This window comes from Psychrobacillus sp. PGGUH221, from assembly GCF_042055255.1.
Taxonomy (GTDB): Bacteria; Bacillota; Bacilli; order Bacillales_A; family Planococcaceae; genus Psychrobacillus.
Map to the genome: position 1 here is coordinate 1 of NZ_JAQMHQ010000013.1, position 20140 is coordinate 20140.

The 20140-nt window shown below is 33.8% G+C and carries 19 protein-coding genes and 3 pseudogenes; 4 read left to right on the forward strand and 18 right to left on the reverse strand.

What is annotated here, in order from left to right:
* Positions 1-197: 197 nt before the first annotated feature.
* The 4 genes from PGC35_RS19810 to PGC35_RS19825 form a co-directional block, all read right to left on the reverse strand.
* Complete coding sequence (locus PGC35_RS19810) at positions 198-650, reverse strand: NUDIX hydrolase (RefSeq protein ID WP_375220382.1); 453 nt, start codon at positions 648-650, stop codon at positions 198-200.
* A gap of 750 nt (positions 651-1400) precedes the next feature.
* Positions 1401-1625, reverse strand: a complete 225-nt coding sequence (locus tag PGC35_RS19815; RefSeq protein WP_375220383.1) for a hypothetical protein — start codon at positions 1623-1625, stop codon at positions 1401-1403.
* Between the two features lie 65 nt (positions 1626-1690).
* Positions 1691-1837 (reverse strand): general stress protein, encoded by a 147-nt coding sequence (locus PGC35_RS19820; protein WP_375220384.1) that lies wholly within the window; start codon positions 1835-1837, stop codon positions 1691-1693.
* 644 nt (positions 1838-2481) lie between these two features.
* Positions 2482-3045: a hypothetical protein gene (locus tag PGC35_RS19825; protein ID WP_375220385.1), complete on the reverse strand. Its 564-nt coding sequence runs from the start codon at positions 3043-3045 to the stop codon at positions 2482-2484.
* Between the two features lie 409 nt (positions 3046-3454).
* Between PGC35_RS19825 and PGC35_RS19830 the strand changes: the two genes are divergently transcribed.
* Positions 3455-4906 (forward strand): PQQ-dependent sugar dehydrogenase, encoded by a 1452-nt coding sequence (locus PGC35_RS19830; RefSeq protein ID WP_375220386.1) that lies wholly within the window; start codon positions 3455-3457, stop codon positions 4904-4906.
* A gap of 405 nt (positions 4907-5311) precedes the next feature.
* Here PGC35_RS19830 and PGC35_RS19835 read toward each other — a convergent pair whose 3' ends face one another.
* From PGC35_RS19835 to PGC35_RS19860, 6 genes and pseudogenes are all read right to left on the reverse strand, one after another.
* Positions 5312-6679: an MATE family efflux transporter gene (locus PGC35_RS19835; protein WP_375220387.1), complete on the reverse strand. Its 1368-nt coding sequence runs from the start codon at positions 6677-6679 to the stop codon at positions 5312-5314.
* A gap of 393 nt (positions 6680-7072) precedes the next feature.
* Positions 7073-7279 (reverse strand): hypothetical protein, encoded by a 207-nt coding sequence (locus tag PGC35_RS19840; protein WP_375220388.1) that lies wholly within the window; start codon positions 7277-7279, stop codon positions 7073-7075.
* An 86-nt stretch (positions 7280-7365) separates the two neighbouring features.
* Entirely contained in the window at positions 7366-7647 is a 282-nt protein-coding gene (locus tag PGC35_RS19845; protein ID WP_375220389.1) for a TIGR04104 family putative zinc finger protein, read from the reverse strand.
* Positions 7648-7921: 274 nt separating this feature from the next.
* Positions 7922-8065: pseudogene (locus PGC35_RS19850) on the reverse strand (dihydrofolate reductase); the annotation flags it as partial.
* A 195-nt stretch (positions 8066-8260) separates the two neighbouring features.
* The gene (gene lepB, locus PGC35_RS19855; RefSeq protein WP_375220390.1) at positions 8261-8827 is read right to left on the reverse strand and encodes a signal peptidase I; all 567 of its coding nucleotides are present in this window, start codon (positions 8825-8827) and stop codon (positions 8261-8263) included.
* Between the two features lie 192 nt (positions 8828-9019).
* The gene (locus PGC35_RS19860) at positions 9020-9520 is read right to left on the reverse strand and encodes a fructose-bisphosphate aldolase (RefSeq protein WP_375220391.1); all 501 of its coding nucleotides are present in this window, start codon (positions 9518-9520) and stop codon (positions 9020-9022) included.
* A gap of 1395 nt (positions 9521-10915) precedes the next feature.
* On the opposite strand from PGC35_RS19860, the gene PGC35_RS19865 reads away from it, so the two are divergent.
* Positions 10916-11266, forward strand: a complete 351-nt coding sequence (locus tag PGC35_RS19865) for a hypothetical protein (protein WP_375220392.1) — start codon at positions 10916-10918, stop codon at positions 11264-11266.
* Positions 11267-12002: 736 nt separating this feature from the next.
* Here PGC35_RS19865 and PGC35_RS19870 read toward each other — a convergent pair.
* From PGC35_RS19870 to PGC35_RS19880, 3 genes are all read right to left on the reverse strand, one after another.
* Entirely contained in the window at positions 12003-12728 is a 726-nt protein-coding gene (locus PGC35_RS19870) for a B3/B4 domain-containing protein (RefSeq protein ID WP_375220393.1), read from the reverse strand.
* A gap of 89 nt (positions 12729-12817) precedes the next feature.
* Entirely contained in the window at positions 12818-13453 is a 636-nt protein-coding gene (locus PGC35_RS19875; protein ID WP_375220394.1) for a LysE family translocator, read from the reverse strand.
* A gap of 70 nt (positions 13454-13523) precedes the next feature.
* Positions 13524-14147, reverse strand: a complete 624-nt coding sequence (locus PGC35_RS19880) for an FMN-binding negative transcriptional regulator (RefSeq protein WP_375220395.1) — start codon at positions 14145-14147, stop codon at positions 13524-13526.
* A gap of 114 nt (positions 14148-14261) precedes the next feature.
* On the opposite strand from PGC35_RS19880, the gene pdxR reads away from it, so the two are divergent.
* Entirely contained in the window at positions 14262-15641 is a 1380-nt protein-coding gene (gene pdxR / locus PGC35_RS19885; protein WP_375220396.1) for a MocR-like pyridoxine biosynthesis transcription factor PdxR, read from the forward strand.
* 196 nt (positions 15642-15837) lie between these two features.
* Here pdxR and PGC35_RS19890 read toward each other — a convergent pair.
* From PGC35_RS19890 to PGC35_RS19910, 5 genes and pseudogenes are all read right to left on the reverse strand, one after another.
* Positions 15838-15969, reverse strand: a pseudogene (locus PGC35_RS19890) (MarR family transcriptional regulator); the annotation flags it as partial.
* 14 nt (positions 15970-15983) lie between these two features.
* A pseudogene (locus tag PGC35_RS19895) lies at positions 15984-16631 on the reverse strand (aminoglycoside phosphotransferase family protein); the annotation flags it as partial.
* Between the two features lie 15 nt (positions 16632-16646).
* The gene (locus tag PGC35_RS19900) at positions 16647-16907 is read right to left on the reverse strand and encodes a protein kinase family protein (protein WP_375220397.1); all 261 of its coding nucleotides are present in this window, start codon (positions 16905-16907) and stop codon (positions 16647-16649) included.
* 591 nt (positions 16908-17498) lie between these two features.
* Positions 17499-18230: a class I SAM-dependent methyltransferase gene (locus PGC35_RS19905; protein ID WP_375220398.1), complete on the reverse strand. Its 732-nt coding sequence runs from the start codon at positions 18228-18230 to the stop codon at positions 17499-17501.
* A gap of 50 nt (positions 18231-18280) precedes the next feature.
* Positions 18281-18592, reverse strand: a complete 312-nt coding sequence (locus PGC35_RS19910; protein WP_375220399.1) for a CPBP family intramembrane glutamic endopeptidase — start codon at positions 18590-18592, stop codon at positions 18281-18283.
* A 779-nt stretch (positions 18593-19371) separates the two neighbouring features.
* On the opposite strand from PGC35_RS19910, the gene PGC35_RS19915 reads away from it, so the two are divergent.
* Positions 19372-19911, forward strand: a complete 540-nt coding sequence (locus tag PGC35_RS19915) for a GNAT family N-acetyltransferase (protein ID WP_375220400.1) — start codon at positions 19372-19374, stop codon at positions 19909-19911.
* Positions 19912-20140 lie beyond the last annotated feature (229 nt).

Sequence of the window (20140 nt, forward strand, 5' to 3'; positions counted from 1 at the left end):
TCCCAAGTAGATTGTCAAAGGCTCTTTTCACTTTGACGATCTACTTGGGAATGTGGAACACTCCATGAATGGTGGTTGTGCAGAAAAAACTTAATCTTTTTGTGTCCAGAATCTTGACGTAGATCCATAAAGCACCCGGTTGTTAAACAATATATATCTTTTACGGACAATGGCAATAAATTTCAATTTAATACTACTTAAACTATAAGCTTAACTATACCGTCTTTGTACTCGAATAAATAATCATTCTCTTTTTCTAATAGTACAGGCAAGTACTGTAATACCATTTTAGCAATCCCTAAGTTATTAGGGTTAATTATCCAATCTATTTGTTTCCAATCGAGAATCCCTTCTCTTGTTTTTTGTATGGATTCATTCCCTAATGTCTCATCTACTTCAAATAAGTACACATGTAACCCATCTTTTCCCCCGTCATTTTTATCCCATGTAATTAAACCTTTTGAGTAATATTCGGTTACTTTGATGCCTGTTTCCTCAAATACTTCACGTATTGCACCCTCATCAGCTGTTTCTCCTGCTTCATATTTACCTCCAACCCCGTTCCACACACCCATAATCGGTGGCTTTTCACGATTCAGCATTAAGATTCGGTCATTACTTTTCAAAAAACATACGTTATATTTAAACACTAGATCATCTCCACAATTAAATTCAATTCATTATCTCATTATTCTTCAACTAATATTGAATAAACCTGCTTCGTTCATTAGTTCAATAAGAAAAAATGGCTGTCTAAGTAACCCCATAATCTTTCACTAAAGCACCCGTTAGTGTAAGTACATTTTTTCACAATCTTTTTAGTAAGAGTAACATAATAATACTCACACTTTTTTTGTAAATCTACAGTAATTAATAATCAGGATTGATGTTATTACTAATTTCCTCAACTCTAACTTCCAATCCATGACCCTCAAGATAATGATGAACCCTTCGAATATTCATCTCTAATTTGTTGGAATATACAAGGGCTTCGTCCTTCACTTATTGAATTAATTTTTCCAACACATTGAAATTAGTATAAATTGCATTCTCCTCTCTCAAAGTTTCAAAAAGCATTTCTCCATAAACTTCATCTATTCTCAACATATTTTATGACATTTTTCTAATCACCTTCTTAATATTATTTGTTGCTAAAGCACCCAAACAAAAAAAGTTCCTATGTTTGTACAAAATTCATACAAACATAGAAACTCACTAATTTTCGTATGCCATCGGCAGGAATCGAACACACATCTTAAGAACCGGAATATCACAAGCTATCCATTGTACTCCATCATTAGTCAATTCCCGAGGAAAACTATTACATCAAGTGATTTAGCGACTATTTGCTAAAATCACTGCGTGTTATTTATGCAAACATCGGACCATCCAATACGCCCTCACTCTTTGGGATGAAGAAATACCAGGATTTTACCATCCTGAGCGTCATTAGAATAGCGTTCAGCTTCATCATCTGGGACTCCAATTTCCATAAGAGCATGCTTTAATCCGCCAGCACCAGAGCTGGCCCCTACGACTGCTCCTCCAATTGTTGTAATAATAGGACCTGCAACCAAAACTGCGCCAAATCCGGGAATCAATACAGTGGATAACCCTGCTATCACGCCCGCTATACCAATTGCTCCTCCAGTTACAGCTCCAGCAATGGCTCCATCCTTAGTGGAGGGTTTTACTTCCTGTGTGATTTCAGATAGTTCTTTGTATTTTTAGCAATAACTGAAATTTCCTCAGTTGTATAGCCTTTCTCTTTTAAGTCTTCAACAACTTCAGCCGCTTGTTGTTCATTTTCGTATACGCCAACAACATGATTCTTCATTAAAAATTACCTCCTGTTTGCTTCAGCTATGTATTCTTTACCCTTTCTTTAGTTTTCTAGACACATTTCACCTTTAAGCTTCATTCTTTTTAGAATTCCACTCCTATTTTCGGTTCCCGGAATATTGTTTACAAACACATGCACTTATTTAAAAATAGAAAAAGATCTCCTTCCCTCTCCTTAGAGGAGTTTAAAACAATTAAGAGATAATCAGCATAATGATAGGAACAAGTTCGGAAAAGTCCATTCCTCTATTTTTATAGTTGTCTTTATAATATTTTTATCCTCAAAACCCTATAACGCAGATTATTGGAATCAATAAAATCAGCAACATACTAGAAGACTCTTTTTCTTTAAAGTCCCTGAAAATCTTTCAAACAGGAATGCTGCCACGATAGCCATCCATGCTTTGGACGTAAAAATAGACCATCGAAATGATGGTCTTCTTTAACTAAAGCACCCGTTAGTTTAATAGGAAAAGAGACGCTTGTTAAACAATCGCTCCCGTTAACTGAATAGTGAAAAGCATCTTAATATGAGTATACTTTTAACAAGAAATCCTTTTGTGACTAACATCTTAGCAAACTATATGAACCTTACAAAGATAGAGCGCATTTCTTATCATAACAATGCGCCCAATTTTCTTACCTATTTTCCCCCATCAATTTATACCATTTCTTAAAGATAAACCTGATTAATTCAACCCAAACCCAGCTATATGCAAAAGAAAAAATGTAAATAAACCCCATAACCTTTAATGAAAGAGATGTACTGGCGATTGGTCCTAAAACAGGGAAATGGACTATATATAGAAGAAAACAAATTCCACTCATTAATAATACAGACGTAAAAACTATGATGTAAATTCGTATTTTTAAAATAAGAAGAGCTATTCCAATTCCCAAACCTACTATCCCTGTAGTAAACAGGAAAACAAAAGATTCGCTAGGTTGAATCAGAGTCAGTAAAAAAAACGTTAAAACGTAACTTTGAAGCCCAAAGGGAATAGATATAATAGTACAAATCAAGATAGGGAGAGTTGCAAAAGGACTGATTAAATAACCAAACCCTGGGAGAAAGTTTCCGGTTGACTGCAGGATAGCTGCAAGTGCTGAAAAAATGGCGGCTAATACGAGCTTTTTAGAATAAGAAAACGTTTTAAAATAATGGTGGAGCTTGTATGATTCATCTGATAAAACGCTAAACAATTCATGAGTTCCCCCTTCTCTTCTTACAACACATAAGCTTTATCCTTTTCGGTACAAAAGAAACTTCACACAAATCGCATTTATATATGCAATAGCCATCATTACATCACTTATAACTACTAATATCACTAAAAAAGAATAGAAAAATAATCATATTTCGAGTGGTAATTCAGAGTAAACAGCAGTCATTTCAATTAAATACACGTACTCAGTTCCTCCATATTGGATTCAGGTTTTAGTTAAGACGAAATCCATACTATTTAATGACTGAAGACAAAGAAGAGATTGTTCTATATATGTTTATATTATTAAGTATATTCCCGAAATTTCCCGGGGCTTAATTTAATACTAGTAGAACAGTTCTAATCATATTCTTATAAAAAAACTATAAAAAGGAGCATTAAGTTAATTGTTAAATGTAAAGGTTAGTTTACTACCCATGGTAAGTAAAATAAATTTGCCCACTGTTTTAAAAACAGCAATACTTCCGGGTGACTCAATTGAAAGATTATTTATTGCAACCCAGGTAGGAGAGATCTTTTACATTGGAAACGGAGTTATAAGGACTTTTTTAGATATTCGCCAGCGAATCATAAAACTAGGTGTTTCTGGTGGTGGATATGATGAACGAGGATTGATAGGGCTAGCGTTTCATCCTGAATTTCATTATAACGGTCTGTTTTATCTTCATTATTCTGTAGCTGGTACACAAGGTTCAAGTGCTCTTCCTTCAGAAGCTGCAGGACGAGGCCAAGATGGTCTTCCTGAATTTTTTCAGCCTAATCCGTGTGACCCCAGAACCTTAAACCTAAAGTGGATTAATAGAGAAACTAAATTTGATCATATTGATACAGTTGAGGAATGGATTTTACAATCGAATGATCAACCTCAAAAACGGCGGGCATTACTTAACTTAAGAAGACCATTTTTTAATCATAATGGTGTCAATAGCTTAAACTTTTCACCTGAAACAGGAAAACTTGTTTTAACAACCGGAGATGGTGGATCAGGCTATGATCCATTTAATTTAAGTCAGGATGATATGGAAATCGCCGGTAAAATAATTGAAATTGATGTAGCTAAGAATACATTTATCGGTAATCCACCCGTAGTCACACGTTTTAATGAACTTCCCGCACCTATTCAGGAAACACTAACGGTAATTGCCAAAGGGGTTCGTAATATACCTGGTATTTCATTTCAAAGGTTTCTTAATCAGTATATCAAATATGTGGGAAATGTCGGCCAGGATTTAGTAGAGTCGATATTTTCATTCGTTCATTATAAACCAATACCGGTTACTCAACTTATTCAAGCTTTTTTAATGAAATCTGAAACTGAAAAAGAAGGATTTATTAACTTTGGCTGGAGAGGATGGGAAGGTACTTTTCCTACTTCGATTATAAGGGGCTGCTCTGCAAATCCGACTTTGGAAGAGAAAACAATTGCTTATTACAATGATACAGTAAAAAATTCATTCAGGCGTCTTCAGCCTTTAACTAGTTATTTTCATAAAGATCCCCGACCCGATAAGTTTGGCGGAACTGCACTTACAGGAGTGCAGGCCTATTTGGGAAATGGAATCCCCGATTTAACGGGCAGCGTTCTGTTTACCGATTTTGCCCGGGATGAAGGATCTCAACCACCGGTTAGTGGGGTTTTAGCTTATACTAGGGTAAGAACAGATGGTAAACCAAATGATTTTAGTGTTATTCAAACCGATTATAATTTTGGGTCTCAATCAGCTTATTATGTTAGCTTAGGAACGAATCTGGATCAAACTAAACTATATTTAGGGGTTTATGGCTCTATGAATGTGACTGATTCTAACCAAGGTACTGTTTTTGAAATTGTTCCATGATTCATAACTATAAAATTCGACTTAATACCAGATAAATCTCTTTCCTAGATTTAATTGAATCGAAATTTAAAACAAAATTTAGGGATATATGGAATTACGATAATGATTAACCATCCTATTGTCTCTCCCATAATTGCTCCCAGTACCCACCACGAACCATTAAGCCTATTAGAAGAGATTTAAAGACATATATTGAAAATAACTAAGTTTTAAAGGTCCTCTTTAACCCTTATATAACCATAAATATAAGAATCCATTTTGAAAAAAGATTGTTCAAAATGGATTCTTTCGTTGTGATTTAGTATTCAGTTTCATAAAAATGCTTGATATTTTATTGTTCCTACTTCAACTAAAGCTCCCGTTAGTTGAAGAAGAAATTAATTAACTTGATCTCTAGAATGAACATCATAAAAGTTGTTTGTTCCATTTTTCCTTTGTGAAAAAGTTTTTAAATCTAAAAAACAAGAATATAGCCCGAACTAACAAGTCAATGGCTATAGATAACCAGACCCCTGCTATTCCCATTTCAAGTTGGATTCCTAAAATATATACTCCTAACACACGGATAAACCACATTCCAATCGCAGTACTATACATCGGACTTTTTGTGTCTCCCATCCCCTGTAATGCACCAGCTAATATTAAACCTACTGCTAAAGCAGGTTGTGCAAAAGCATCTATTCTAAGTGCTGTTATAACCATATCAATAGCTACCTTATCATTCGTGAACCATGTGGCCAACCATGGAGATAGGAAGAATAAAAATAACCCTCCAATAGACATTATTATGATTCCGATCCACGTTGTTAATAAACCAAACTGGTAAGCTTCCTTATGACGATTTGCCCCAATACTCTGCCCAACTAAAGTCGTTGCCGCTATTGCCAGACCATAACCAGGCATATATGAAAACATTTCTATATTACCTGCTATTGAATGAGCAGCATACGTTTCAGTACCGATTCGAACGATGAGTCCAAAGTATAGCACCTGTCCTAACCGCATAATAAGTCGTTCAGCAGCAGCAGGAGTAGATAAATTTAAAATTGGATATATATATTGAGTATCTTTGAATGTATACTCAAAAAGAGAGAAACTGAGTTTTGACTTTCTTATGGAACGATATAAGGCAATTGTCCCTAATACCCGTACTATAACTGTTGCGATCGCTGCCCCTGCCACACCCAAGCCAGAGAAATTTAAAATGCCAAATATTAAGACATAATCTAAACCAATATGGATGACGTTAATCCAAACACTTACTTTCATAGGAGTTTTCGTATCCCCGGCAGCCCTAAGAATGCTTCCGAAGATAAACATGAGTGAAATGAAAACAGAAGGTACAGCTACAATACGGAAATAAGTTATACCATCTTTTAGTACTTGCGGGTCTGCACCCATAATCTTTAGAAGTGGTTCTGCAAAAAAGTAAGAAATTATTCCAAATAAGATTCCGCTGATTATTGAAATCCATGTAGATTGTTTTGCAATTGACTTAGCCTTTCCAAAATCTCCAGAACCGACACTTCGTGCGATGAGAGAAGAAGTCCCTACACCAATTGCCATGAAGATAGCTATATAAACCGCTATAATAGTGTTTGCAATACCAACAGCTGTAACTTCATTCAAACCTAACCGAGCAACAAAAAGTGTATCCACGAAACCAACCACAGTCTGCAATACATTTTCGATTATTGCTGGAATAGCTAAAGATAAAATAATCCATACCTTCTGTTTGGTTGAGTGATCTTGAACCGTGCCATTTGAGGACATTTGCCGTCACTTCCTTATTAAATTTAAAAAGAATAATAGAAATATAGCTGACATTTAGAAACTGTTTATCAGAGTCTTTTCCCTACTATCCTGCCTTGTTAGTTCAATTAGCTATTTCTCATTTGCATGGAATCAACCTGCTGCGTTTGTTCAACTAAAGCAGCTGGTAGTTGAATAAGAAGGCTACGTTAGTAACAGTTCTTTATTTGGGTCGAACGTTCTCGTCATCCTTTCTGACAACGGATTACCGTTCGAAGTATGTCCTCCGACAGGAAAATTTATAGTAATATTTATTTCACTGACTGGTTTTCCATCTTTGTCTACATAAAAAGCTTTTTCTTTGTACCACCCTAAATCAAAAATAAACTTTGAAGGTGATGAAGTTAGAATATTTCAGTGTTCAGGTACTTTAAATAGTAAGGTATCATCTATAATTTCCAGTTCTTTCTCATTAGGTTGATTGAAATAAATGTTAATACATCCTTTGAAACCTTCAGGTAAGTGATAAACAACGGTAGTTTCATTGCTTGGTTTACTCATCCACCATGTGATGACTACCATAAGAACTAAACTAATTACTATCCATAGACTCTTCCTCATATCACTACTCCAATTACTGATTTCTGACACTCTATATAGAAGCTTTTTATAATACTTTCTTATTGATTTTACATTTTTATTTAAGTTCACTCATATTTTACTAAAAATGGAGTAAACAAAGAACCTATAATAGCCATGATGATACTGATCATTATTGTTGTAAAATCATTGAATGGCGACAAAAAATAGGCGAATATTAACATTGGTAAAATAGTTAGACCCACTACTATTAATCTGGAGGTAAAAGTTATTTTATGTTCGGTACTACATTTACTGCATTGAATAGGTTTATAACCTTTTATCAATGACAAGTAAATCACTTTCCATTTAAAATTGGTATTACAAGAATCACATTTTTGTAAACTCATCTTTACCTCCCTTTAAACTATTTACTTTTTAAGTAAATTGCCCCGTTCGAAGTGATTTGCATAAGCAACCCATGTTCTGTAGTTCTTCGACTAAAGTACCCGTTAGCTTAACAAGAATACTCCGGTTTTATTGTTTATGAGACTCATGTTATCTCGTCCCCAGAATTTAATGTAATTGTAGTCTTAAAATATTCATCTTCTACTTCTAATCAATTGAGTTAATATAAAAGCCACTTGTTTCCAGAATTGGAACGTAAAGCACTTCCGATTGATTCAAAGTTTTTCTACCTAATATTATTGGAAATCCTTTTGTGATGTTTTTAACATACTCCCAATCATTCGGAATTCTCCAAGGAATGTCATTCTCCTTACCTATTACCCTATTCTTATCCATTACAACAATTATAGAAATTTTCAAGTATCACACAGTCTTTTTTAAACTATCTTTTCTTGAGATTTTTATTTCTATTAAAAATTAATTTTTTTACTAACCTGTCCCTTTAGTTGTACAAGAAAAAAGAGCTGTCTAAGCAGCTCAAAGATCTCTTCAAGTAAAATACACGTTAGTTGAACAGGAACATCAATTAACTTATTTCATTTACAATTCACTTTATTATTTTATTATCTTTAGATTATCTAGAGGTAAAAATACAATTTTTGCGGTACCCAATATTTTATCCTTCGAAACAAATCCAACACTAGGGTCTCTGCTATCTGTGCTGTTACGACGATTATCTCCTAGTACAAAAAAGTATCCATCTGGCACAGTTAATTCACCTAAAAATTCGTCTAATGTAAAATCTCCTGTAAGTGTACCATTGTCTATCAAAGCTTTTTTATATTCCTCTAAGTATGGTTCTTCGTACCTTTCACCGTTAATAAAAAGTTCATCGTTTTCATAAGCGATGCGGTCACCAGGAATACCAATAATACGTTTGATATAATTAGTATCTTCTTTTGCTTCAAATACAATCACATCAAATCTTTCATATTCCATCAATTTTGGTCCGATTTTATCCACTACTACTCTGTCACCATTCTCAAATGTGGGCATCATAGAAGCACCGTCAACTACAATAGGTGTAAATAGGAAAAATCGAATACCACATGCAAATAAAATAGCAATTCCTATTGCTTTTGCCCATTCCAAAAATTCATTTTTTTCTTTTACTTTTTTCACGTTCAACACCTCTTTCTCTTTTAAACACTTAACATTTACTTGAATAAATCATTAAATTATCTTATTCGACCTCCCTTTAATAATACCTGCTAGTTATACTAAACTGCTGCGTTAGTTCAATATTAAAAAATGAGCTGTCTAAAGCAACTCGTGTTCTTCAGCTAAAGCACCCATTAGTAGAATAAGACCTTCTTAATCGTTATTAAACTCTATTAAATCCGCTATTTTGTATTGTTTTTCTTCTTGTTCATTATTATTGTCAGTCCACGAAACTGTAAGCTTTGCATCACTAAACGCTTTCTTAATATCCTCTTCAGATAATCCTTTTGCGTAATAAACAAGTTTATATTGATATTCCGCAAAGTTTTCAGATGCGTTATCTTGTGATGAAGCACTTCCATACCAATAACGGTCAATTTCATCTATGCTATTTAGCGTTTTTCTCCAATCTTCAAAACTCTCAATTTTTCGATTGGTCACAGCATCTGTGTGTTTCATATTAAATGTATATTCAAGTACCTTAAAATCTTCTTGTTTTGGTTCAATTAAATCTTTAGTGGCACCAACTTTACTGTATTCATCACCACTGATTGAAGAAACTTTTACTTCAATTTCTATTAAAGGTTCTTCATTATTACATGCTGTTAATAAAAGAAAAAATAAACATAAGATTAACAAACTAAATTTATTCATACTTACACCCCCTCGAATACATCTATTTCAGTATTATTTTATTTAACTATTCTACAAAAAAAAACAATACCTAATGATGGCTTTTTTAACTAAACACCCGTTAGTTTAAGTACAATTCTTCACAAACTAACCTTCAAGAAGTTGCAAATAGTACAAATATCTCCCTTCAAATTAAGAAAATAAATAAATAAATAAATAAAATAATAAATATATATTTTGAAGAATTTTTCGTCACTGATAAACTCCTCCACTAATTTTATCATCAGAATTTTTCTTCTATCGTTAGTTGAACAAGTAGACTCTTCTATTGCGTAAAACGTATAAAATCTTGTGCTATGAACACACTACTTTACTTTTAATGTTTGCTCATTCATAAATATTTTCAATATGCTTATAAAGAGCATAATAAATGGTATTGGTTGAACAAGTAAAAAACATCTAAAAAAATCAATATTATCACTGTCAGGGGTGTCTATTGCCATTCCGCCTATAAATAAAGAAAATGGAAGAGCAGTTACATTAACTCCTAAACTAAGATATATAAATGACAAATATATGTTTTTAGTCCTCGTTGCCTATGCCTTCATGAGTAAAAGTATTGCAAAGAGTATAATAATAATTACTACTCCATAAATAATATTCATATTTCAACCTACCCTTTGCTCGAAATAGTAGGAAATCTACAATGACATTCTATCTAATCTTCAATTAACCTGCTGCGTTAGTTTAATAAGAGAATAGATACCTTTTTTTTCTTATAGACGAGTAACAGCATTAAACACCAAATATTTTTAATCGTTAAAACCAAAAATGATGATTTATCAAGTTCGTTTTTTATACTCTAATAAAGCCCAATAAAGCATGAAAAGAGCACCTACAATCATCAGGGAACCTAATATAAAGGAATTTATTCGGTGGGTGGTTTGAAAAAAAACCTTGTAGATACCGATAGGTAAGCAAATGATCCCCACTAAGAAATTCCTCAAAATATTCGAATCTTGTTTTAGGAATAATTTAATTTTACTTATCTTAAGCGCTCCTTATTTTAGAGAGTAGAAAATTAGATTGTTATTAATTCTCCTTATTAACCATAATTTCCTTCTTCAACTATTCTGTTACGTTAGTTAAGTGTAGCATTTCACACTGGATCGTCGAAATCTACTTGATGATCTAGACATAAAAATAGACCATCGAAACGATGGTCTTGTTGCTGGGTTAGTTACTACTAATGGGGTTAAAAAACCAAAGGCAATTACTTATAGTAAAGACTTTCTTAATTAATATTTAATATTAAATTTAGTTTTTTTATAACACCATTCAGACTACCCGAACGGTGTTATTGCCATTATAATATGATATTAAATAAGTAAGTCGTTTTCTAATGGGAGGAACAAAATGATTAAAGGATATGGTCTACTTGCATTTATGAGCGTATTTCTATTATGTGGTTGTTCGGAAGAAAATATTAAGAATGACAGCAATACTGGGACTAATGATAGCAACCTAGTAAGTGCATCAGACAACAAAGAAAATTATCAAATACCTTTTAAAATAAACGCTATTGATAGTAAAATACTCGATCTTAACGATACTGCATCTACAAAGCCCCTTAAATCAGTGAGGTTTGAAATATTATTATTCTCAAAAGAAAAAATCCCTGCTGAAAGTTATTTATCTTATCTGTTTGAAATTGAACCCAATTCCCCTTTGAAAGAATCTTTAGTACCAGTCGAACCTCTTATCTAACCTCTTAGGTTTGCAAAAACTTTAAGTGATGGATATTTGTATATTGTTTCATTCGAAACTATCTTCAGAGAGCATTCACAAGAAGAGCTTGAAACTTTAAATAAAGTACGAGATTTCAAATTATTTGTTAATTATGAGGGAAAAAGATATCCTGTTGAAGTTCAATCATGATCTTTATATTTCATTCACTAAAAAAGAATGTATATAAAAGTTCAGTTGTCTTTTATATAAATTCCTTTATTATATAAACTCAACAAATATCTCTGGTTTCCAACTATGAATCGCATGACGTTCTTTTCAAATAAAAGAAATGAGGCGGTATGATGGCACTTAAAAAGATAAGCATTTTTTTATTATTTGTTTTAGGTGTATTAGGTATAATCTTTGGAATCAGTTCAATTGTATTGTAAAATCATACATTAGTTCCAATTTCATTGTTTTTAGGATTTTTTACTTTGTTAATAGCTTTATATATTAATAGAATGAATAATTGAGCATTCAATTGAAAAAAGAGAACTGAATTTTTTGATTCAGTTCTCTTTTTAACAATTTCAAGCAAGCAATCCTTGTGAGCAAATTGGACACCAAGCAACTTTTTTTTCGTAATATCCCGTTTAAAAATCTCCTTTTCAAACATATAACCAATATTATAATCCTTATTAAACTTATCTGCCCCGTTAGTTCAATAAGAAAAAGCTACCCTTACAGGCAGCTACTTGTTCAAGTAAAGTACCCGTTAGTTTAAGTTAAAATCTTCACAAACTGTAATTTCCCTATTATTAATATCTAATACCTCAATCTTCACGTTACCACCAAGATAATGTGAAACCAAATCAGCCAAACCGTTAAGCGCCATATGAAACTCATCGTTTCTTGTTTCATCTATTGATTCAATACAGAGGAATGCATTTTTAGTATTTTCTGTTAACATCGTTCTCTGAGCTTCACGCCAATTCCAGCATCTGCATATTGCACCGTCATCATCTTTATAAATAATTTCACCTTCATAAGGAGAAGCATTTTCATCATTTCCCAATGGGGTAAACGGTTCATTACCATTTGCCTGTGCTAGTCTAATATCGCCTACAAAAGTATCGATATCTTCTCCACCACATGGAAACCCATAACACAATGAAATTGAATTATAGATGTCAACAAGCGGGTTTATTGTTCCTATATGATTGTCATTCTTCACTCTTTTTAATAAGGCTTCAATGGAACACCTTGCCCCTTTCTTTGTCTTAAATTTTTGAAAAGCTTCTCGCCAAACGGATATGACTGGATTACTACTGAATTCCTCCTGACTAAGAAATTTATGTGCTTCTTTCTCTGCCTCCAACAGCAGCATTTCGAAAATTTCTACGTCCCTTATTGAATTATCAATCCCCTGGCAAATAACGGTTCCTATTTTTGCATGAGGGAATAACGTCCAAAAACCTTCTTCAATGATAAATTTAGGCATAAAAATATCACTCCATTTTATTTTACTCATTTTCTTGGTATAATCGCTATTTATGGTGTAGCAATTTGATACATTTAATCATAACACTCTTATATTTTGGAGGGGCTCGCAAAGGCGCAGATTACTCCTAGAACAATATACAGATAACTAGTTATCCGACTCTGTAACTTTGAACTCACTTTACTACCTAAAATCCGCTTTCTAATACTTGCTGCAAGAACTGCATACAGACCATCACAAATAAAAGCCAAGAGAAGAAATATAGCTCCTAAAAGCAAAAATTGTACTGGGACTGATCCAGCCGAAGGTGATATGAATTGCGGAAAGAATGCTAAAAAATAGAGTGCTGTCTTAGGGTTCATTATCTCTACGAGCGCAGATTGGTAAAAAATCTTTAATAATTTTTGGCTAGGGGCTTTTGGAATTTCTGAAGTCGTTTTATCAGGTCTAGAAAATAAAGTCTTACACCCCAGATAGATAAGATAAGCAGCACCCAAGTATTTCACTATACTAAAGGCTGTTTCTGATGTCATAAGGATCGCAGAAACTCCAATTGCTCCAGCTAAAACGTGAACCGAACCACCAAGAGATACACCAAGAACTGATACCAGACCTGCTTTCTTTCCTTGTTCTATACTTCTTGCCATAATATATAACACAGCTGGTCCGGGTATTATTAACACTGTAGCAGCAATTACAAATAGCCAAATAGTTGAAAAATCCATAAGATGCATCTCCTTGTTTTACTTTTGCACACGAGTTGAAAATGTTTAGGTTATACATAATGTTTTTTTCTCATTTCCCCCTATTTTTTATTTTTTTCATCGCTTCTGCCAATTGATGAGAATTCAGGTCTTCCTCCTTCTGTAGTTGACCAATGATGTTGCCGTAATCCTCCTCATTTCGATTCTGGCTTAATTTATAAGCGGCTTGAACTTCTTGTACTTTAATCTTAAATCCCACAATACCTTTAAGTTCCCTTTCCAATAGCTGAGGCGAAAGCTTATCCCATAAAATTGGATTTTTCCGATGTTTTTCATATTTTTCTAGTAACATAACCAGGTCTTGCTTTAACTCTTCTTGCTCTAAAATAACCGGTTTGCCATATACATGGACGGCTTGATAATTCCATGTTGGAACATTTTCATGACCATACCATGAAGAAGAAATATACGCATCCGGTCCCTGGTACATAACAAGTGCGTTCTCACACGTCTCGAATGTTCTCCATTGATGATTCCCATATGCCATATGTCCAGTGATATAAAATTCATCGCCTTTTTTTCTAAACTCCAAAGGTATATGAGTGGCAATTGGTTTCCCTTGTTTTGTTGTGACGATGGTTCCAAAAGAGTTTGCTTGAATAAACTCTTTGACTTCATCCATGTCCGTGACTTTAAAATATTTAGGAATAAACATGTTTGACAACTCCTTTATTGGTTTTATAAATTTTCGATATAAGTATCCTACTATACAAACTGACATCTAAAAAGGTACAATTACAAACAAATAAACATGTCAAGGTGATTGTAAATGAAAAATACTATTTTTGTTTTGAATGATGAATCCCCCAAATACAAGCAAATATACGAGCAGTTTAAGTCTTTTATTGAGCGTGGCGACATACATCCTAATGACCCATTGCCATCCATTCGACAACTTGCAGAGTCCCTTCAAGTCAGTCGCAATACGACATTGATGGCATATGAGCAGCTTGTAGCGGAAGGCTATATCCGCGGAGAAGGGAGAAAAGGGTATTTTGTAAATGAATTAGAGCCGGTTTTATTTCAAGATACCTTCATCCCACCTGATAAAAAGCATAAAGAGACGGTAACGCGTGTCGAAATTGATTTCAGAGCAGGGGCCGTGGATCAAACCAATTTTCCCCTGAAAATTTGGAGAAGAATATCAAATCAAGTTTTAACATTACGAGAGAGCTTTCGATATGGGGAACCATTTGGGGAAGTATGCTTGCGTGAGCAAATCGCCGCTTATTTATTCCAATCTCGTGGAGTGAAAACAGATTCAAATACGATTATAATCGGCAGTAGTACCCAACAAATGTTAATTCATCTTGGACAAATCTTGAAGGATGATATTGCTGGCATTATTATAGAGGATCCAGGTTATGATGGAGCAATGGAAGCTTTTCGATTTCATCGTTTCACGATTGAGACTTTACCAGTTTATGAGACAGGGGCTAATTTTTCAAAATTAGAAAAATTGAGGTCAAGGTTAATCTATGTAACCCCCTCCCATCAAAGTCCACTAGGTGTAAGTATGTCTATCCAGCAAAGACAAATGCTTATTCATTGGGCTAATAACAAAAATGGATTTATTATCGAAGACGATTATGATAGTGAATTTCGCTATACTCAACAACCATTTCCAGCACTTGCATCCATTGATTCAACGAGAGTCATTTACCTAGGGAATTTCTCAAAGTCCTTTCTTCCAGGAATCCGCCTAAGTTATATGGTGTTGCCACAGTTAGTATTAAATCGTTATAAAAATCAATTTCTTCATTTCGAGAGTACCACTTCACTCCTAAGTCAGCTTACAATGGCTAAATTTATGGAAGAAGGAGAATGGAATCGCCATATTAAACGAATGCGACTTGTGTATAAGCGAAAAATGCAGTGCTTAGTTTCAGAATTAAAAAAACACTTCAAACAAAGTATAACCATTATTGGGGAACAGTCTGGTTTGTATGTTTTAGTTAAGGTACATCTAAATCGTTCAGAAGATTGGTTAATCGAGCGTGCTTCCGTTTATGGGGTTAAAGTGTATCCTACCTCGATCTATTTCATAAAAAACCATCCTGCAGAAACAATTATTAAACTTGGATTCAGTAATCTTACCTGTGATGAAATTCAAGAAGGCGTGAAGCTTTTAAAAGAGGCGTGGGCATAAAAACACCCCTTCGTCGTTAGTTGAGTCTAACGATTAAGGGGTGTTCCAATTGTAAGATGTCTAATTTCAGCGTTTATATAACCAGGACTTTTTTATTTTTTCCCATAACAATTTACTTAAAAAAGGCTCCAATAGATAATCAATAATTTATCTTGTTTCCTTTTTTTACAAATTCCCAGTCTTTTTCTATATTTTTTCATACTTTTTGAAGAAGATTAAAAATGGTTTCAACTACTCTTTCGGAAAATCCCTCTAATACAACGATATTGGAAAAATCATTTGCTCTTTTTATAAAAGGAAAAACATTTTTCCCTTTCTCTGTTCTAAAAGGTTGAAGAGTATTTACGGTCCTTTGTGGTTTGTATTCATTTCACCCTGAATGAGATCTACTGCTTCTTCAAACATCTCTCTATCATTTCTTTTTAGTCCAGCTAATAATAGTGTCACGTTATCAGCTGTCAGGAAAAAAGAGAGCTTTTCGAACTTATGTTGAACGTTTTCTTCCTCTCTCAATTCCATCACTTTTATAGTAAATGTTTCTCCACACTCTTCCAACAAATATAAATATTCATAATCAGGGTCACCAATCTTCATGTCACCAAAATCGATGATTCCTGTTATTTCTTGCCTCTTTAGATCAAATAATAAATGGTCCATCGATAAATCAGCATGAAGAAGCTTAGGTGAATATCTGAAAAGGTTTTTATCTTCTAGGTATGTTTCGAATCGAAAAGCAATATAAGTTTGCATATCTTGATTGATTTTAGGAAAGACTTTTTCCTTCACCTCGTTGAAAGTCTCTAAGTAATATTGATAGAAATTCGTTTCAGGTATATTTAAATTCTTCGCCTGTTCAACACAGAATGAACTGATCTGATTCATAAACTCGGCGATTTGATGGGCGATTTTGCTTTTTGTTTCTGATGGTAATGAGCAAAATAGTTGTTCATCCATAGGCTCTCCTGGCAATAATCTGTAACCGACAAAGGGATAACCATTATCTTGTTACCCACAATAAATAAATTCCGGTATTTTTAGAGAAATATGTTTTTTTATGCTTGGTAACGCCTTTATTTCTTTTTCTGTATCAATAGCTCCATCTTTTTCCTTTGGAAATCGAAATACTATCTCATGATTGACTAGATAGGCACGACTCATCCATCCCTCGCCAAGTTGCATTATATGATTAATTTTCAAGTTCTTATAATTAATCATAATCATTTTTTTAACCCACTCAAACTCAGCATACTCGATACTGTTATCCATCCTATTTTGTCTCCTTTACTAGTATGGGGACTTCTTAGTATGACCCTACATACCGAACAATTTTGTTTAACTAAACTGCTCCATTAGTATAATAAGTTCAACAAAAAGAGCGTTAATCCCTTTCAAGAATCAACGCACAGATTTATTTCATCAGTTTTCTGAAAACCTTTTTTAAGTTCAACTCGTTATTCCTTCGGTTCGCTCAATTTTCAACCTTTTTGCGTTAATCCTTCTTTTCTTCACTTTAGGAGAAAATAAAAAACGGCTAAGACCCTTGTCGTAAAAGGATTTTGGCTGTTTTAAGTAAAGCAGGTTATTTGCGTTAATTACGACTTAATTATCGATTAGGCACGAACTGTTAGAAACAATGGAAATCTATTTAGAGAAAGTATTCGCAAAAGAAAACCATGCTACTTTACCTAGATTAAAAATTGTTATTCGATGAAGCAAACATAAGAGTTCAATTCTCTTTTATTTCGTTTTTTGTGTCAAATACAGCATAAAAACTCTCCTACTCTTATTCAACTAAACTGCCCCGTTAGTCGAATAAGAAAAACGACCCTACGTATCGAAGGGACGTATAATAAACAATTACTTTTCTGCTGAGACTAATAAGAACATAGGTCTACGGAGTTCATCTTTCATTTCAGGAATACTCTTTAACATTTCTTCAGAGGGAATTGGTTCCTTGACTGTCCTTACAATAAAACCAGCATTAATTATGTCATTGATATAAGTTGAAAATGTATGATGATATTTAATAACGTTTTCAGTTAGGAATGTTGTTTCACGCAAGCCTTCCGATTGGTAATTGTCAACTGCCCAATGCAGACGATTCCCTTTGTCATCATAATACCAATCTTGTTCGTTCCGAGAAGTGAAAATTGGATGTTCAACTGAAAAAACAAAAGAACCTCCAGGCTTAAGGCAATCATAGACCTTTTTACAGATTGCTTCAAAGGACTTAATATAGTGAAAAGCCAATGAACTGATGACAACATCAAATTGAGAGTCTGAAAAATTAATGTCTTCAATCGACATTTTAATATATGTAATTAAAGAATCATTCGTCATTTCACGAGCTTTTTGAAGCATTTTTTCAGATATATCTACTCCAATAACAGACCTTGCTTGCTGTTCACGAGCATAACGGCAATGCCAACCGAAACCGCATCCCAAATCAAGTACACTTTTATTTCGGAGTTCTGGTAAGAGTTCTTTTAATACGTGCCATTCTCCCGCACCTTCAAGCCCTTTGACTGAACGTGGCATTTTTTCATATGCAGAAAAGAAATTCACATCATCATATTTGTTTTGCTTCATAATTTATTCAACTCCTAAATATTAATATAGCCTCCTAAAACAATTCGTCGTTAATTTCCAATCACGCCACTGAATACCATAAGGAAATTTAGAAGGATATGCCAGATGATTGCCGGCAGGATGCTATTTGATTTGATAGTTACAACAGCATAAAAGAATCCACCAAATGCAAAGCCGATGCAGACAGGCCATGGAAAACCAAGTGAGTAATGCTGCAATACAAATCCCAAACTGGTGATTATAACAGCCCATTTCTCACCTAACTGCTCTGTAAACCTGCTCAGCAGTACCCCACGCCATACCAATTCTTCAAGTATTGCATTGGAGAATGAGAAAATAATGGCAACCCAAAAAACTTCCATGATAAAATTTCATCCGTTCATGATAATGAATGGCAACATGACAGCAATGTTAATCAGGAAGGCAATTGGAAGGAAAACTTTTATCTGAACATGATGGAATCCGGTCCAGATGAATGGGAATATAATAATTCCGTTCCAATCTGGCCTCTTTAGATAGTTTATAAATGGAACCTTTATGTATAAGGAATAAGTGAATAATGGAATTAGGATAAAAACCAAGGAAAGCCGATTGAGAAAGATATCCATTTTCGATGTTTCAACGCCTGGCACCGCAAAATCCTTGGCGAATAAATAGATGATAAAACCAAATCCGAAAAGTATGGTCGTCACAATAAACAGCTTGCCCGACTTTTCCACTATAAAATATATAAAGAGTACAATGGTTGCCCAAACGATCAATAACGTGTAATTCTCTGTTTGAAGTAAAACCAACAGTACTGCAAATAGGAATAAAATGACGATGTTCTTCATTATGTCTTTGCTAATAATCTCACCCCCATTCCGATTTTTCCTACATTCGGAATTCCACATATACTAACTAGTTCGACACTCTTCTAAAAAACTCCTATTTATTCAACTCATTTGCAGGACATTAAAAAGAAAAACAAGCTTCCTATTCAGCTCAATGATCTTTACTAAAACACGCAAAGTTGAATCAGCACCTTATATTTTATTACACATTATGGTCGTACTGTGTACAATCTCCTAACTAAAATCTCAATCTACCCTCTTGCATGATATAATTTTATAGGTTCCATCCATAAAGAAAGGAAGATTAGATGTCCAAGAGTTTTAATGTATATATACGACCGCTTATCCTCTCAGATGCTGTCGAATTACTAAGTTTAGAAAAGAGAAATCGAGCTTTTTTTGAAAACTATTCTATAACTCATCCAGAAAATTACTGGACTTTAGAAACTCACAAAGAATTAATCGAAAAATGGGAACAAAATACAAAAAAAGAAACAGAATATCGGTTCGGAATTTTTAAAATTAAGGATGATATTCTTATAGGTACTATCGGCTTATTTCAAGTTCTCCGTGGACCTCGTGAAAGTGCGCTTTTGGGCTATTCCTTAGACCAAGAACATAATGGCAAAGGTTATACTACCGAAGCTGCCAATTTAGTTGTTAATTATGCTTTCGAAATTTTAAACTTACATCGAATTGAAGCTGGAGTGATGCCAGATAACATAGGTTCTATTCGAGTATTAGAAAAAGCTGGTTTCCATAAAGAAGGAATAGCTAAGAAAAACGTTAAAATTAATGGGTCTTGGGAAGATCATCAGATGTTAGCTATTATAAATCCGAAAGACTAACCTTGTAATTCATAATAATTAATAGACAATCTCTATCTCCACTCATTTAAATTATAAGTGGATTTCTTATTGTTCATGACGTATTTTGTTTCAAATGCGACATAAAAACTCCGATTCTCTTCTTCAACTAAACTGCTACGTTTGTTTAAGTGTAACATTTCACAATGGATTTCTGAGATTCGCTTAATATATTAGATAAAAAATAGACCATCAAAATGATGGTCTTGTT